Genomic DNA, 14,229 nt, shown 5'->3' with positions numbered 1-14,229 from the left:
TATGTCGGATGTAACTGATTTAGACGAATTTGTAAAGAAATATAACGTCTTAAAATCTGAAATTGCAAAAGTTATAGTTGGTCAAGATGAGGTGATTGACACCTTATTACTTTCTATATTTTCTGGAGGTCATTCATTACTTGTAGGTGTTCCTGGCCTTGCTAAAACCTTGATGGTGAACACAATTTCGCAAGCTTTAGGACTTCAATTTAAGCGAGTACAGTTTACGCCCGATCTCATGCCTAGTGACATTATAGGTTCTGAAATATTAGACGAAAACCGCGCTTTCAAATTCTTAAAGGGACCTGTTTTTACAAATATATTACTGGCCGACGAAATCAATAGAACACCCCCTAAAACCCAGGCAGCTCTTTTGGAAGCCATGCAGGAAAAGGCAGTAACCGTTGGCGGTAAAAATTACTTACTTTCTAATCCGTATTTTGTTCTGGCTACTCAAAATCCCATAGAACAAGAAGGAACCTATCCTTTACCTGAAGCCCAGCTGGACAGATTTATGTTTGAGGTTAATTTGACGTATCCGACATTCCAGGAAGAAGTAGATGTGGTAAAGGCAACAACTCAAAATATGGAAGTGAAAATTCAACCTTTATTTTCACCTTCAGAAATTATTCAACTTCAAAAGCTCATTCGTAAAATCCCTATTGCAGATAATGTAATAGAGTATGCTGTAAGTTTGGTAGGTAAGACAAGACCAAATACTGGACAAAGTACCGAGTTTATTAATACATATGTAGACTGGGGTGCAGGGCCAAGAGCATCACAAAATCTAGTTCTTGCAGCCAAAACACACGCCGCTTCAAAAGGTAAATACTCACCTGATATTGAAGATGTTCAAGCTGTGGCTACTTCAATCTTGAGGCATCGCGTTGTAAGGAACTATAAGGCTGAAGCAGAACAAATTTCAATAGAAGACATTATTCAAAAATTGCTTTAAGTTTATTGATATTCAATCTAAATTGTAAGACATTAACTTTTATATATTTCCATTCTAATCTCTTTTTTATCGATTTATCAACTTTATTTAGATTAAAATGTAAATATGATAATTATGTGTATTAAAAATGATGTAAGTGTAAAATATTGTTAGAGTTTTCGCTTTAATCTTGCACATTTTCCAAACTCAACCAAAAACGTTATTTTTGCAACCTAAATTATATATACTATGGCTTTTGATATCGATATGATAAAGAAAGTGTATAGCCAAATGTCGGAAAGAGTAGATAAAGCTCGTGAAACCGTTGGCAAACCACTTACACTTTCAGAAAAAATTCTTTATTCCCACCTTTGGGAAAACAAACCCGACCAAAAATTTACAAGAGGTAAAGACTATGTTGATTTTGCACCAGACCGCATAGCATGTCAAGATGCTACAGCTCAGATGGCCTTGCTTCAATTTATGCAGGCCGGAAAAGAAAACGTAGCTGTTCCTACAACTGTGCACTGTGATCATTTAATTCAGGCCAAACAAGGAGCTACTAAAGATTTAAAAAGAGCAAACGAAACAAGTAATGAAGTCTTTGATTTCTTAGAATCTGTTTCTAGTAAATACGGAATTGGTTTTTGGAAGCCAGGTGCTGGAATTATTCACCAGGTGGTTTTAGAAAATTATGCTTTCCCAGGCGGAATGATGATTGGTACCGATTCTCACACAGTAAATGCTGGTGGACTTGGAATGGTTGCTATTGGAGTAGGTGGTGCAGATGCAGTAGATGTGATGGCAGGAATGCCCTGGGAACTCAAATTTCCGAAGCTTATCGGAGTAAAACTTACAGGTGCTCCACAAGGTTGGACTGCTGCAAAAGATGTCATCCTTAAAGTGGCAGAAATTCTTACTGTTAAAGGTGGAACAGGATGTATTGTAGAATACTTCGGTGAAGGAGCTAAAAACCTTTCATGTACTGGTAAAGGTACAATTTGTAATATGGGTGCCGAGATTGGAGCAACTACGTCTACATTTGGTTACGATGACTCTATGGAGCGTTTTTTAAGGGCTACCGATAGAAACGAAATTGCAGATGAAGCTAATAAAATAAGAGAGCATTTAACTGGGGATGATGAAGTCTATGCAAATCCTGAGCAGTACTTTGATCAAGTGATTGAAATTGATTTAACTACGCTAAGACCCCACCTTAATGGACCTTTTACTCCAGATTTGGCTACGCCAGTAGGAGAGCTTGGAGAGAAGGCTAAGAAAAACGGGTGGCCAATTAAAGTGGATTGGGGACTTATTGGATCCTGTACTAATTCTTCTTATGAGGATTTAACTAGAGCAGCCTCTATTGCAAAACAGGCTGTAGATAAAAAGTTGATTCCAAAATCAGATTTTGGTATTAATCCTGGGTCTGAGCAAATCCGATTTACTGCAGAGCGTGATGGCTTATTAAAAGTCTTTGAAGACCTTGGCGCTACTATATTTACGAATGCATGTGGGCCATGTATTGGACAATGGGATAGAAGCGATAGAAAGGGTGAGGAGAAAAACACTATCGTTCACTCCTTCAACAGAAACTTCTCGAAACGTGCAGATGGAAACCCAAATACACATGCTTTTGTTGGTTCACCAGAAATGGTTGCGGCTATTGCTATTGCCGGCCGTCTGGATTTTGATCCTATGAATGACACTTTGATCAATGAGGATGGTGAAGAAGTTAAACTTGATGCTCCACAAGGAATTGAATTGCCTGAACTAGGCTTTGATGTGGAAGACAATGGCTATTTGGCTCCGAAACCTGATGGAAGCACTATTAATGTGAAAGTAGATCCAAAATCCAACAGAATTCAACTTTTAGAGCCATTTGATCCTTGGGATGGAAAAAACTTAACAGGTGCTAAGTTGCTTATAAAAGCTCATGGTAAATGTACGACAGACCACATTTCTATGGCTGGTCCATGGTTAAAATACAGAGGTCATCTCGATAATATTTCAGATAACTGTCTAATTGGAGCCGTTAATGCTTTCAATATGAAAACTAACTTTGTGAAAAGTCAGTTGGATGGTAAGTATGATGCAGTGCCAAAAACTCAACGTGCTTATAAAGCTGAAGGTATCCCTACAGTAGTGGTTGGTGACCATAATTACGGTGAAGGTTCTTCCAGAGAACATGCTGCTATGGAGCCAAGACACCTTGGGGTAAGAGTAGTTTTAGTAAAATCATTTGCGAGAATTCACGAAACAAACCTCAAAAAGCAAGGTATGCTAGGAATCACTTTTGATAACGAAAGTGATTACGATTTGATTCAAGAAGATGATACATTCAATTTTATAGATCTTGAGGAATTTGCAGAAGGTAAGCCTTTAACTATCGAAGTGGTGCATGCCGATGGTTCTAAAGATACTATTAAAGCGAATCATACCTATAACGATACTCAGATTGGCTGGTTTAAAGAAGGATCTGCATTGAACATGATTAAAAAGCAAAATAACGCTTAAGTTTCGCTTTTTTGAAATATTTTTATTTGAGCCATCTGCATAAGATGGCTCTTTTTATAAAACCCCCTAATGCCTAAAGAGAAGAATTTTATACAGAAACACTGGAGTAATATAATCTTTGTTATTATTTTGATCTTAGTGATAATTCCACAAACTCGCCAGCCCATTCAGGTTTTCCTTAATAGAATGATTGCTTTCAGCCCTTCTGAAATCAATGAAACAGATCGAGAAACTTTAAATGATTACGAGTGGTATTTCAAAGATGAAGAGAATAAAACAGTAAATTTTACTCAGTCTAAGGGAAAATTAGTTTTAGTTAACTACTGGGCAACCTGGTGCGCACCTTGTATTGCAGAAATGCCAGATCTTCAAAAGCTGTACACAGATTACAAGGAGGAAGTTGATTTTTACTTTATCACTTCAGAAGCACCCGAAGTTGTTGAGCCTTTTTTAGAAAGAGAAAACTATACACTTCCCCCATATTATTTTCTATCGAGTCCGCCAAATGTCCTTAAAAGTTCCAGTTTGCCTACAACATTTCTCATTGGAAAAGACGGTGACATCATCATAAAAAAGACGGGCGCCGCCAATTGGAATAGCAAAACAGTAAGAGCTACAATTGATAAATTAAAGTAAAGACCTTCTTAACTTGTATAGCCAAACTCTGAATTAATTTAAATTTGAAGAAATAGCAGATATGAGTAATAGTATCCATGATTTGGTTGCGACAGATATAAAAGGAGCTACGTTCGATTTTTCTTCATTGAAAGGAAAAAAAGTCATGATCGTCAACACGGCTTCAAAATGTGGTCTTACACCACAGTATGAAAAACTTCAAGAACTTTATGAAAACTATAAATCAAAGAATTTCACAATCATAGGTTTTCCAAGCAATGATTTTATGTCTCAAGAACCTGGGGACAATGATGAAATCTCGAGATTTTGTGTAGAAAATTATGGAGTGACCTTCAAAATGATGGGTAAAATTATAGTAAAAGGAGAAGATAAGCATGATGTCTATCAATTTCTAACAGATAAATCATGGAATCAAAAGCAAGACAGCCAAGTGGAATGGAATTTCCAGAAATACTTGTTGAATGAAAATGGAGAGTTAGAAAAGGTGGTTTTACCACAAACTTCACCATTGGATCAAGAAATAATAGACTGGATTGAATCCTAAAGCCTTTTAGAAAGCTTCTCCAACACCAATATAGAAGCCATTCTCGTCTGGAGTGATGGCATAATCTACCCTTAGGTATACATCCTTTTGTTGAAAGAGCAAAAACCTTGCTCCAACACCGGCCGCCCATTTTATTTCGTCAATACGCAGTTCATTCCAATTGGAGAAAACGTCTCCCACACCAGCGAATACTGTTGCTCCAAGTCGTTTAGAAAACCCAAGATCCAGAGGCAGCATACGGTATTCTACCTGTGCTGCTATTTGATTTTCATCTCGAAATCTACCCGTAAAGTAGCCTCTCATTGTATTCTCTCCTCCCATTTGAGAAAGCTGATTGAAGGGGACCTCACCACCAAAATTGAATTCTCCCAAGAATTGCATAGCCAATACATTTCTTTTATTGAACGATTTAAAAAATCGTGTATCTGAAATTATACTGCTGAATTCTACATCACTCTTCCAGAAAGTATTATAATCTAAAAATGCAACTTCACTAAAAAAAGCATCTCTTTCGTTCAGTACGTTCCGTCTTTGATCAAAAACAAGCCCTAAGCCCATACCGAAATTTGTACTTCCCTCTGCACCAAAAGGCAAATTGAAGTTTGGTTCTTGGTTGCTATCGTCTGGATCTTCAAAAGTAACATTAGATAAACTTACGAAATCAGTCTCCAATCCTATATAAAAGTTCTCTGCTAATCTTCTGAGCACACGCTCTCTTATTCTGATATTGGTAGCATCTACCAGAGCAATATTATCTTCAGGTACATCGTTGCCTATACCATAATATTTAAGTGGGAATTGCTCAAAATTAAGATCACCGAGGAAGAACCATTTGTCTTTATCAGAATAGATTGCGTGATCTATTCTTAAGCCATATTGCGCCTTCAAGGTAAAAAAACCATAGGCATTAATCTCACTCAACCGGTTATTGGTATCTTCTTTTGCATAATAGACATAAAGTGGAGCGACACCAAACTCTACACCTGTTTCTGGTCTATAGCCAACTACAGGATAGAAAAAGAATTGAGATTTTTCCTGTGAAACCGTATCATTGACAATACGGTTGACGTAATCTTTTAAAAACCCAAAGGTTTCTTTCTTAGTTTCCTCTAGGGAGTTTTCATCTTGTGCGTTTACATCAAACTTTAAAAATAGTATGCAAAGTAAGGCTAGGAGGTAAGTTTTTTTCATGATAAAAAATATCTGCCAAATCTAACTTTTAATTCCTTTTCGAATCAATATATAAGATGCGATTAACAGATTTAAAGCATTATTTAATATTTAATTTTGAAAATTCTATTTAAAACCATCTAAGTTGTTTTTAGGTAAGTCAGGTATGAAAAGTCATATTTATGACGTTCGTCTTGTTTGTGTACTTCTTTATTCACAAGCTTCCATTTGGACTCATCAATTTCTGGGAAAAATGCGTCGGCTTCGAAACTAGCGTGTACTCGCGTCAATTCAATTTTATCGGCATAAGGCATCGCTTGTTTGTATATTTCACCACCTCCAATAATAAATACCTCTTCTTCTCCAGCACACGATTGCAGCGCCTCTTCAAGGCTGTGAACCACTTCAATACCTTCTCTTTTGTAATCTGTTTGTCTTGTGATGACGATATGTTTACGATTGGGTAATAACTTAGGAAAAGACTCAAAAGTTTTACGTCCCAACACAATATGATGATGAGAGGTAATGGCTTTAAAACGTTTAAAATCATCTGGAAGATGCCACACAAGGTCATTGTTTTTGCCAAGGGCATTATTTTCTGCTGCTGCAGCTACCATAGTTATCTTCATGAATTATTACTTTTTTGGATCTCATTAGTCTGTTGTACAGGATGTTTTTTGTCAACCTTTTGCTGTAGTTTTCTCAATCTTTCCAGTTGTTTTTCCACAAGTCTGTTCATTTGTTTTTCTTCCCATTCTTTCCCCATCAATTTGTTCACCATAAAAACATTTATCGCATGCACAAGAAAGAAGAAAAGCCAGATCAGAATAGCAGTTACGAACCAATCCATTCCTAGTGGTTTAAAACCTGATTGGTAGCCAACCATTATATTTAAAACAATAAAGATTACTGAGCCAGCGATGAAAAACACTAGATGTGTCATCAATCTTTTCTTCTGCTTCACCCGTTGGTGAGCATTCTCATACAGTTCTCTTATCTCGGGATCTATTTTCTTTTTTGAATCCATTTTAAGTATATTAGGTGTTCAAATTTACTAATACTTTTATTGACATATCCTTATGACAAGCTTAAAAAAAGAATTCCCTATCATCCAGTCTTATACTTATCTCAATACACCATTTACTGGCGTGATTGCTTCAAGCGTATCATCACAAATACAGCAACTTGAAGAAGATTATCGGCTGAGAGGAAGTCTTTTCACAGACCAATTTGAAGAGGATATTGTTGAAAAAACCAAAAAGCTGATTGCTGAAATTTTTAATGCAAAGCATGAAGCTGTCGGAATTTTAAATAACTTCTCAACAGGACTTAATCTGATTTTGAATGATCTGCCAGAGCAGTCCAAGGTGGTTTTGCTTGCTCAGGATTATCCTTCAGTAAATCTACCAGTAAAATCCCGTAAATTTAAAGTTCATGAAGTTGATATTAACTTAGACCTATACACAAATCTTAACCAAAAATTTGAGGAAGTCCATCCAGACTATTTTATTTTCAGTATAACACAGTTTATAAGTGGACTTCAATTGGATCTAAGTGCCTTAGCAAAATTAAAAGAGGCGTTTCCGGAAGTTAGTTTTATTGCAGATGCTACTCAATACTGCGGTAGTGAAGCCTTTGACTTTGAAAATTCACCTTTTGATGTCTTTGGCACTAGCGGTTATAAGTGGTTGAATGCTGGACTTGGCAATGCTTTTTTTCTTATGAAATCCGACTTTATTAAGAAGCATCGTTTTAAAGCCGTAGGCAGCAATTCTTTGAAAGCCAAACCAGACGGTGAACTTCGACCAACTGGATTTTTAGAACCTGGCCATTATGATATCATTGCAATGGCAAGATTGAAATTTGCTCTGGAATTTCACTATAAAACTCTCGGTATTGAATTCATAGAAGCCCATATTAAAGACCTTTCAAAAAAAGCAAAAAATGAATTCTTAAAATTAGGCTTACTTGATACGAATGTGATTGATAAAAAGTCACATCAGAATATTTTTAGCTTAAAAGGGAATGAAACAGCCATTAAAAAGTTGCAGCAAAAAGGAATACTTTCTGCTTACAGAGGGGGGAGAATTCGTGTCGGTTTTCAATATTTTAATTCAGAAAAAGACTTGAAAACTTTGGTAGATGCCGTAAACGAACTCTAATTATTCCAGGATTTCTACTCCTTTCCAAAAAGCAACGTAGTTTTTTATTTCATCTGCTGCAGATTTGGTGTCAGGATAATACCAGGCCGCGTCTTTGTTTTTCTTCCCATCAACTGAAATCGTATAATACGAAGCCTTTCCTTTCCACGGGCAACTCGTGGAATAATCAGATTTTTCAAAATACGCTTCAGTTATACTATTAGGAGGGAAGTAGTGATTTCCTTCAATGATGATAGTTTTTTCACTTTCAGCTAGTGTTGCTCCATTCCAGACTGCTTTCATTATTAAAGTTTTTTAAAAGTATAATTTTTGTAATATCCGGTGTCACTCTCAAAGACTTTGTCTATACCAAGATTTGCTTGTGAAGCAAGCCATTCTACAGTTTCGTCATCATATTTCTGAGAAATTTCCGTATGTATGGTTTCCCATGCTTTAAAGCTAACATCCAAATCAAGTTTGTTTATTTTTATATTTTGATCTATTTGACTTACCAGATAACTTTTTGCAGTTCCAGTCTCAGGGTCATAGGTTTCCCAATGAAAAAAATGATCCAGCTGAAAATTGCCGTCTAGCTCTTTATTGATTCTTTCCAGTAGATTTTTATTGAAAGCTTCTGTAATACCATCTGGATCGTTGTATGCATCGAGGATAATTTGAGGATGTTTCTTTTGATCAAACCCCATGAATAATAAGTCCTCTGAAGACATATTTTCTTCGATTTTCTTCAGAAAATCTATCGCATCTTTGTGCATCAAGTTTCCAATATTGGATCCTAGTACCAAAATCACCTTCTGTCGTTTGTTATAACTAGATAATTGATTTAAGACTTGGAAATAGCTTCCTTGTAGGAGTTCAAAATTGACTTTAGGCAGCTCATTTTCCAAAGCTGAGCCTAATTCATCTAAAACATTTTGACTAATATCTACAGGCAAATAAGTAAAGTTGGCTCCAATTTCAGATAAGTGACTTAGAAGTAATTTTGTTTTTTTGCCGTCGCCCGCTCCCAGCTCGATTAAATCAAAGCCTTCTTTTAAGTTGAATTTTTCGGCGATGATTGGAGACTGATTTTTTAAGATATTATACTCACATTCAGTTAAGTAATATTCTGGCATGGCCATGATATCCTGAAATAACTTATCTCCCTTCTGGTCGTAAATAAACTTTGAGGATAGATGTTTTGGATAGGCCTTCAGCCCGGAAATCACATCTTTTTCAAATTCTGTATAGGTGGTTGATTTTGTCGTTGTATCCATTTAGTATTTGTCGAATTATTTAGCGAGCCTTACGCCGCTTTGTTGCCATCTCATATGAGGATGGAAGAAATTTCTATAGGTTTTTCTAGTGTGTTTTTTGGACGTTAATCCAGAACCCCCTCTAAATACTTTTTGGTTCACCATAAATTTACCATTGTATTCACCAAGCGCACCAGCGGCCTTTTGGTAATTTGGATAAGGAGAGTAGGCACTTTCCGTGCATTCCCAGCGCTTTCCCCATTCAAAATGTTGCTGTGCAACCTCCCATTCGAACTCAGTTGGTAATCTACAGCCTTTCCACTGGGCAAAAGCTGCAGCTTCAAAATAAGAAACGTGACTTAAAATATGACTTTTATCAAGCATTTTGAGACCCGAAAGATGAAACTCTTTCCAGCCTTCATTAGTTTTTTGCCAGTACAACGGGTGTCCTATCTTTTCCTCTTGGATCCAATCCCAGGCTTCTGCATGCCATAATAGTGGATTTTCATACCCGCCTTGTTCCATAAATTCCAGAAAATCTCCATTAGTTACTAAGCAACTTTTGATTTCAAAACTTTGTAAAAAGACCTTATGTGCTTTAGTTTCATTATCATAAGAGAATCCATCTCCCTTGTGACCTATTTCATATAAACCTTCAGGAATTTTAACCCAGTCAGGATCTATTTTCTGAGTTGATCTTTCATCAAGGTCAGAATTGTAAACTGGAAGTAGAGGATTGTGGCCAAAACAATATTTAATATCCATCAGTAATAATTCCTGATGTTGTTTTTCATGATGAATCCCAATTTCCACTAAAGGCAAGAGCTCTTTTTTTGCTGAATTAGTTTCTAGAAGTTCTTTTAAGGCTTTAGTAACATGAGTTCTATATTCGAAAATTTGATCTACAGTTGGCCTGGATAAATTCCCACGATTTGCTCTCACTACTCTCTCACCCTTTGCCTCATAATAGCTATTGAAAAGATAGGGGAAATCTTCATTGTAAAGGGAGTAATTATTTTTGAATTTGGTGAGAATAAAAACTTCAAAAAACCAGGTGGTATGGGCTAAATGCCATTTTACAGGCGAAACAAACTCAACGGGTTGTATTACAAAGTCTTCGGTCTCTAAAGGTTCGCATAGCTTTTCAGAGTAAGCTCTTGTTTCAATAAATTCTTGAATCATACATTGATTTATTTCTGAAATTTACTAAAAAAAGATTCAGTGAATATCACACCCAATAAACAATTAACCAAAGTTTAAATGGCCACCTTTCCTTTTATGTGCGGATAAGGGTTGTAATTTTCTAAAGTAAAATCTTCAAATTCGAAATCGAAAATGGACTTCACGTTTGGATTCAACTTCATGGTTGGTAATGCTCTTGGCGTTCTTGAGAGTTGAAGTTCGACTTGATTAAAGTGGTTATTATAGATATGAGCATCCCCGAAGGTGTGTATAAAATCCCCCAGTTTTAAATCGCAAACCTGAGCGACCATCATCGTAAATAAAGCATAGGAAGCAATGTTGAATGGAACCCCTAGAAAGACGTCAGCACTTCTTTGGTAAAGCTGGCAGGATAATTTACCATCGGCTACATAAAACTGAAAAAACGCATGACATGGAGGAAGGGCTGCTTTTCCATTGGCTACGTTGGCTTCAAAAGACTGCGAAGTGTCAGGCATCACGCTAGGATTCCATGCAGATACCATCATCCTTCTGCTATTGGGGTTCGTTTTTAAGGTATGAATCAATTCCTTTATTTGATCGATATTTTCAGAATTCCAGTTCCTCCACTGGTGACCATAAACAGGACCTAAATCTCCGTTTTCATTGGCCCATTCGTTCCAGATTTTGACTCCCTTGTCCTGGAGATAAGAGATATTAGTATCTCCTTTCAAGAACCAGAGTAATTCATAGATGATAGATTTGAGATGAACTTTCTTCGTAGTTACCAGAGGAAATCCTTCATTAAGATCAAATCTCATTTGATAACCAAACACACTCTTAGTTCCAGTACCTGTCCTGTCTCCTTTCTGTACGCCATTTTCTAGTATGTGCGAAATTAAATCGTGGTATTGTTTCATAATAAGCAGTGTTTGAAAGTTTAAAAATAGAAATTTTATTGGTTTTGTTTTTTACTTCCCAAAGAGATTTTCTTAAAAAAATTCTTTTATTATTTTAATAAAACTCAATGTCAAAATTTTCTTTGTTTTCAATTTTAATAAACATAGTCATATTTTTTAATAACTTGTTGGTTCTGAACTTAAACAGTATGGCTTTGTAAATCAAGAAATCAAATTTCTATTAAAATGAAAATTTCAGAAAATTCCTATCCAAAAGGATACATTAAAGAATTTGTTCTCAATTCTAAAACAGGAATGCAATTATCTGTACTTAATTATGGGGCTACGATCACTTCTTTAAAAGTGCCAGTTGAAGGTAGAACGATAGATGTTGTTTTAGGATTTGATTCTCCACAAGACTATGTTTCTTCTTTTGAATTTGGACTCGCTCCTTATTTTGGAGCTGTCGTTGGCCGTTTCGCAGGGCGAATAAGATATGGTCAATTTGAATTAAATGATGAACAAATTCAACTTTCAAAAAATTATGGCGATCATCATATCCATGGGGGAAAAGAAGGTCTCAGTCAAAAAATATGGGATTTAGTCTCATTTAGTGAAGGAGATGAACCTTCGATTTCATTTGCATTGAAAAGTCCGCATTTGGAAGAAAACTTTCCAGGCGAAGTTGATGTACAAGTCACTTATACCTTAACCCTTAAAAACGAATTGGAGATTCAATATAAAGCTAAGTCAACTGAGGATACTCTTTTAAACTTAACTCAGCATTCTTATTTTAATCTTGACGGGCACCAAGGCGATGTGACTAATCAGGAGTTGAAACTAAATGCTAGTCAGATTTTAGAAACAGATTCAGAAAATGTGCCTACAGGTAAACTGATGTCACTCGAGAAACATCCTTTTGATTTTTCAAAACCGAAAGCAGTACCCTTACACATCGACGATGCTTTTGTGTTGACTTTAGAACATAATTTAGCAGCAGAACTTTTCAGTACAAAATCCAACCTTCATATGAAGGTTTACACTAATCAGCCTTGCCTACAAGTTTATGTAGGCGGAAAAGTAAATCCAAAGCTGAAAACGAAGTCTAATTCCATATATCATACAACTAGTGGTATTTGTTTTGAAACACAGGCATTTCCAGATGCTCCAAATCACAAAAACTTTCCGTCAGCAATTTTAAATAAGGATGAAAATTATTATCAAAACACAAAGTTTCAGTTTAATATATTGGATGCTTAGACATTTCGCTTAGATTTACCCAATAATCATTCCTGCAATTGTTGCAGACATTAAGGATGCTAACGTACCGCCAATTAAAGCGCGTATACCAAATTCTGACAGTGTTTTACGCTGTCCTGGAGCTAAAGATCCAATCCCTCCAATTTGAATACCGATGGAAGCAAAATTGGCAAAGCCGCAAAGCATATAGGTTGCCATGATGACCGATTTTTCAAAGTTCAAGCTAAGCACATTAGCGGAGTTCTTTAGCTCGGCTAGTTGAATGTAACCCACAAATTCGCTAGCTACCAGCTTGATGCCGAGTAACTGTCCCATTAGCATCACGTCTTCTTTAGCAACGCCAATCAACCACATGAGTGGAGCGAATATAATTCCGAGAATGGCTTCCAGAGAGAATTTAGTATAAGGTGTATGTTCTGCTACAATAGAATTTAAAGTAGTTAGCTCACCAATCTTTTCAAAGCCATAATTGATAAAAGCAATTAAAGCTACGAAGACCAGCAACATAGCCGCCACATTGGCGGCAAGCTTCAGCCCTTCCGTGGTTCCGTTGGCGATAGCATCCAGAATATTGGAACCTATTTTTTCTGAAGACACTTCCACATCCGTATTCACTTTAGCTTGCTGTGGATAAAGAATTTTTGAAATGACTATCGCACCAGGCGCTGCCATAACAGATGCTGCCAGTAAGTGTTTGGCAAAAGCTAAACGCATGACAGGATCATCGCCGCCAAGAAAACCGATGTAGGCTGCAAGTACTCCGCCGGCAACGGTTGCCATACCACCGATCATCACCAAAAGTATTTCTGAACGCGTCATGCGTTCTAGGTAAGCTTTTATCATTAAAGGTGCTTCCGTCTGGCCTAAAAATATATTTCCTGCCACACTTAAGCTTTCTGGTCCTGATATACCCAAAAGTTTGGAAAGTACCCAGGCTAAAGCGCTTACTATCTTCTGGATGATTCCTAAATAGAAAAGAATGGAGGTTAAGGCCGAAAAGAAAATAATCGTTGGTAGGATCTGAAATACAAAGATGTAGCCATAAGTGCTGGTATCCATAAGATCACCTAGAAGAAATTCTGAACCTGCTGCAGTGAAATCCAAAATCTTGACAAAAATATTTCCTACAAAATCAAAAGCAGATTGAACAAATGGAATTTTCAGTACTCCAATGGCAAGAACAAGCTGAGCCAAAAGACCAAACCCTACGGTTTTCCAGTTAATTGCCTTTTTGTTTTTACTTAAAACATAAGCAATCAACAAAAGACTTATCATACCTAAAACACCCCTCCAAAGACTATTGAAGCTGAAATTTTGATTGGCTACAATTACTTTTGAAGCGGCAGCATCTTCTTGTGGAGTGACTTCAGTTCTGCTTATTTTGCTGAGTTGAAGCTTGAAACTTTCAGAAGAAAGCTCTGCTATAGAATCTGTTGAGGTCTCGATTCTAAATTCAATTTCATCTAATGTTCTAAGTAGCGGAGATAAATTTAATGAATCGTTTTTTACCTCGTAAAAACCTTCATAAGCTAATTCTTTATCTGTATGACTAATACTGAAAACAGAATCCTTAAAACGTATTGTTTGCTGGTTTTCAAAATAATAAGTAGAATCTTGATTCTCTTTCAGTTCTATTTTCCATTCACCTTGAAAAGATTGAGCAAAAAGCAAAGTGGGAAGGCACATCAATAACGCCCAAGTAATTTTTTTCATT

The 14,229-nt window shown here is 36.4% G+C and carries 14 protein-coding genes; 6 read left to right on the top strand and 8 right to left on the bottom strand.

What is annotated here, in order from left to right; genetic code table 11:
* Nucleotide 1: 1 nt before the first annotated feature.
* The 4 genes from LB454_RS08185 to LB454_RS08170 all read left to right on the top strand — a co-directional run bounded on the left by LB454_RS08185 (nucleotide 2) and on the right by LB454_RS08170 (nucleotide 4,631).
* Nucleotides 2-955: an AAA family ATPase gene (locus LB454_RS08185; protein ID WP_224464183.1), complete on the top strand. Its 954-nt coding sequence runs from the start codon at nucleotides 2-4 to the stop codon at nucleotides 953-955.
* A 228-nt stretch (nucleotides 956-1,183) separates the two neighbouring features.
* Nucleotides 1,184-3,451 carry an aconitate hydratase gene (locus LB454_RS08180; RefSeq protein ID WP_224464182.1) on the top strand — a complete coding sequence of 756 codons (2,268 nt, stop codon included), beginning with the start codon at nucleotides 1,184-1,186 and terminating at the stop codon, nucleotides 3,449-3,451.
* A gap of 69 nt (nucleotides 3,452-3,520) precedes the next feature.
* A complete protein-coding gene (locus LB454_RS08175; RefSeq protein WP_224464181.1) occupies nucleotides 3,521-4,087 on the top strand; it encodes a TlpA family protein disulfide reductase in 567 nt (188 codons plus the stop codon).
* Nucleotides 4,088-4,148: 61 nt separating this feature from the next.
* Nucleotides 4,149-4,631, top strand: a complete 483-nt coding sequence (locus tag LB454_RS08170) for a glutathione peroxidase (RefSeq protein ID WP_224464180.1) — start codon at nucleotides 4,149-4,151, stop codon at nucleotides 4,629-4,631.
* Between the two features lie 6 nt (nucleotides 4,632-4,637).
* On the opposite strand, the gene LB454_RS08165 is transcribed toward LB454_RS08170, so the two are convergent.
* From LB454_RS08165 to LB454_RS08155, 3 genes are all read right to left on the bottom strand, one after another.
* The gene (locus tag LB454_RS08165; RefSeq protein WP_224464179.1) at nucleotides 4,638-5,822 is read right to left on the bottom strand and encodes a BamA/TamA family outer membrane protein; all 1,185 of its coding nucleotides are present in this window, start codon (nucleotides 5,820-5,822) and stop codon (nucleotides 4,638-4,640) included.
* A gap of 119 nt (nucleotides 5,823-5,941) precedes the next feature.
* A complete protein-coding gene (locus LB454_RS08160) occupies nucleotides 5,942-6,430 on the bottom strand; it encodes a dihydrofolate reductase (protein WP_224464178.1) in 489 nt (162 codons plus the stop codon).
* Nucleotides 6,427-6,828 (bottom strand): 2TM domain-containing protein, encoded by a 402-nt coding sequence (locus LB454_RS08155; RefSeq protein WP_224464177.1) that lies wholly within the window; start codon nucleotides 6,826-6,828, stop codon nucleotides 6,427-6,429. Before LB454_RS08155 ends, LB454_RS08160 begins: the two co-directional genes overlap by 4 nt.
* Before the next feature lie 52 nt (nucleotides 6,829-6,880).
* Here LB454_RS08155 and LB454_RS08150 point away from each other — a divergent pair, with 52 nt between their 5' ends.
* The gene (locus LB454_RS08150) at nucleotides 6,881-7,963 is read left to right on the top strand and encodes an aminotransferase class V-fold PLP-dependent enzyme (protein WP_224464176.1); all 1,083 of its coding nucleotides are present in this window, start codon (nucleotides 6,881-6,883) and stop codon (nucleotides 7,961-7,963) included.
* Here LB454_RS08150 and LB454_RS08145 read toward each other — a convergent pair whose 3' ends face one another.
* The 4 genes from LB454_RS08145 to LB454_RS08130 all read right to left on the bottom strand — a co-directional run bounded on the left by LB454_RS08145 (nucleotide 7,964) and on the right by LB454_RS08130 (nucleotide 11,276).
* On the bottom strand, nucleotides 7,964-8,245 hold the full coding sequence (locus LB454_RS08145; protein WP_224464175.1) for a DUF427 domain-containing protein: 282 nt from the start codon (nucleotides 8,243-8,245) through the stop codon (nucleotides 7,964-7,966).
* Nucleotides 8,246-8,247: 2 nt separating this feature from the next.
* Nucleotides 8,248-9,216 carry an L-histidine N(alpha)-methyltransferase gene (locus tag LB454_RS08140; protein WP_224464174.1) on the bottom strand — a complete coding sequence of 323 codons (969 nt, stop codon included), beginning with the start codon at nucleotides 9,214-9,216 and terminating at the stop codon, nucleotides 8,248-8,250.
* Nucleotides 9,217-9,231: 15 nt separating this feature from the next.
* Nucleotides 9,232-10,377: an ergothioneine biosynthesis protein EgtB gene (egtB, locus tag LB454_RS08135; RefSeq protein WP_224464173.1), complete on the bottom strand. Its 1,146-nt coding sequence runs from the start codon at nucleotides 10,375-10,377 to the stop codon at nucleotides 9,232-9,234.
* A 74-nt stretch (nucleotides 10,378-10,451) separates the two neighbouring features.
* Nucleotides 10,452-11,276: a thymidylate synthase gene (locus LB454_RS08130; RefSeq protein WP_224464172.1), complete on the bottom strand. Its 825-nt coding sequence runs from the start codon at nucleotides 11,274-11,276 to the stop codon at nucleotides 10,452-10,454.
* 225 nt (nucleotides 11,277-11,501) lie between these two features.
* Here LB454_RS08130 and LB454_RS08125 point away from each other — a divergent pair, with 225 nt between their 5' ends.
* Entirely contained in the window at nucleotides 11,502-12,515 is a 1,014-nt protein-coding gene (locus LB454_RS08125) for an aldose epimerase family protein (protein WP_224464171.1), read from the top strand.
* Between the two features lie 15 nt (nucleotides 12,516-12,530).
* Here the strand turns inward: LB454_RS08125 and LB454_RS08120 are convergent, their stop codons facing one another.
* Complete coding sequence (locus LB454_RS08120; RefSeq protein WP_224464170.1) at nucleotides 12,531-14,228, bottom strand: NupC/NupG family nucleoside CNT transporter; 1,698 nt, start codon at nucleotides 14,226-14,228, stop codon at nucleotides 12,531-12,533.
* Nucleotide 14,229 lies beyond the last annotated feature (1 nt).

This window comes from Psychroflexus montanilacus, from assembly GCF_020164535.1.
Classification (GTDB): domain Bacteria; phylum Bacteroidota; class Bacteroidia; order Flavobacteriales; family Flavobacteriaceae; genus Psychroflexus; species Psychroflexus montanilacus.
The sequence above is the reverse complement of the archived record's forward strand: the minus strand, read 5'-3'. Positions and strand labels throughout refer to the sequence as shown.

Bases quoted from the DNA above. Each gene is read 5' to 3' on its own strand.
- LB454_RS08185 (WP_224464183.1), top strand. From the start codon at position 2: ATGTCGGATGTAACTGATTTAGACGAATTTGTAAAGAAATATAACGTC.
- LB454_RS08180 (WP_224464182.1), top strand. From the start codon at position 1,184: ATGGCTTTTGATATCGATATGATAAAGAAAGTGTATAGCCAAATGTCG.
- LB454_RS08175 (WP_224464181.1), top strand. From the start codon at position 3,521: ATGCCTAAAGAGAAGAATTTTATACAGAAACACTGGAGTAATATAATC.
- LB454_RS08170 (WP_224464180.1), top strand. From the start codon at position 4,149: ATGAGTAATAGTATCCATGATTTGGTTGCGACAGATATAAAAGGAGCT.
- LB454_RS08165 (WP_224464179.1), bottom strand. From the start codon at position 5,822: ATGAAAAAAACTTACCTCCTAGCCTTACTTTGCATACTATTTTTAAAG.
- LB454_RS08160 (WP_224464178.1), bottom strand. From the start codon at position 6,430: ATGAAGATAACTATGGTAGCTGCAGCAGCAGAAAATAATGCCCTTGGC.
- LB454_RS08155 (WP_224464177.1), bottom strand. From the start codon at position 6,828: ATGGATTCAAAAAAGAAAATAGATCCCGAGATAAGAGAACTGTATGAG.
- LB454_RS08150 (WP_224464176.1), top strand. From the start codon at position 6,881: ATGACAAGCTTAAAAAAAGAATTCCCTATCATCCAGTCTTATACTTAT.
- LB454_RS08145 (WP_224464175.1), bottom strand. From the start codon at position 8,245: ATGAAAGCAGTCTGGAATGGAGCAACACTAGCTGAAAGTGAAAAAACT.
- LB454_RS08140 (WP_224464174.1), bottom strand. From the start codon at position 9,216: ATGGATACAACGACAAAATCAACCACCTATACAGAATTTGAAAAAGAT.
- egtB (WP_224464173.1), bottom strand. From the start codon at position 10,377: ATGATTCAAGAATTTATTGAAACAAGAGCTTACTCTGAAAAGCTATGC.
- LB454_RS08130 (WP_224464172.1), bottom strand. From the start codon at position 11,276: ATGAAACAATACCACGATTTAATTTCGCACATACTAGAAAATGGCGTA.
- LB454_RS08125 (WP_224464171.1), top strand. From the start codon at position 11,502: ATGAAAATTTCAGAAAATTCCTATCCAAAAGGATACATTAAAGAATTT.
- LB454_RS08120 (WP_224464170.1), bottom strand. From the start codon at position 14,228: ATGAAAAAAATTACTTGGGCGTTATTGATGTGCCTTCCCACTTTGCTT.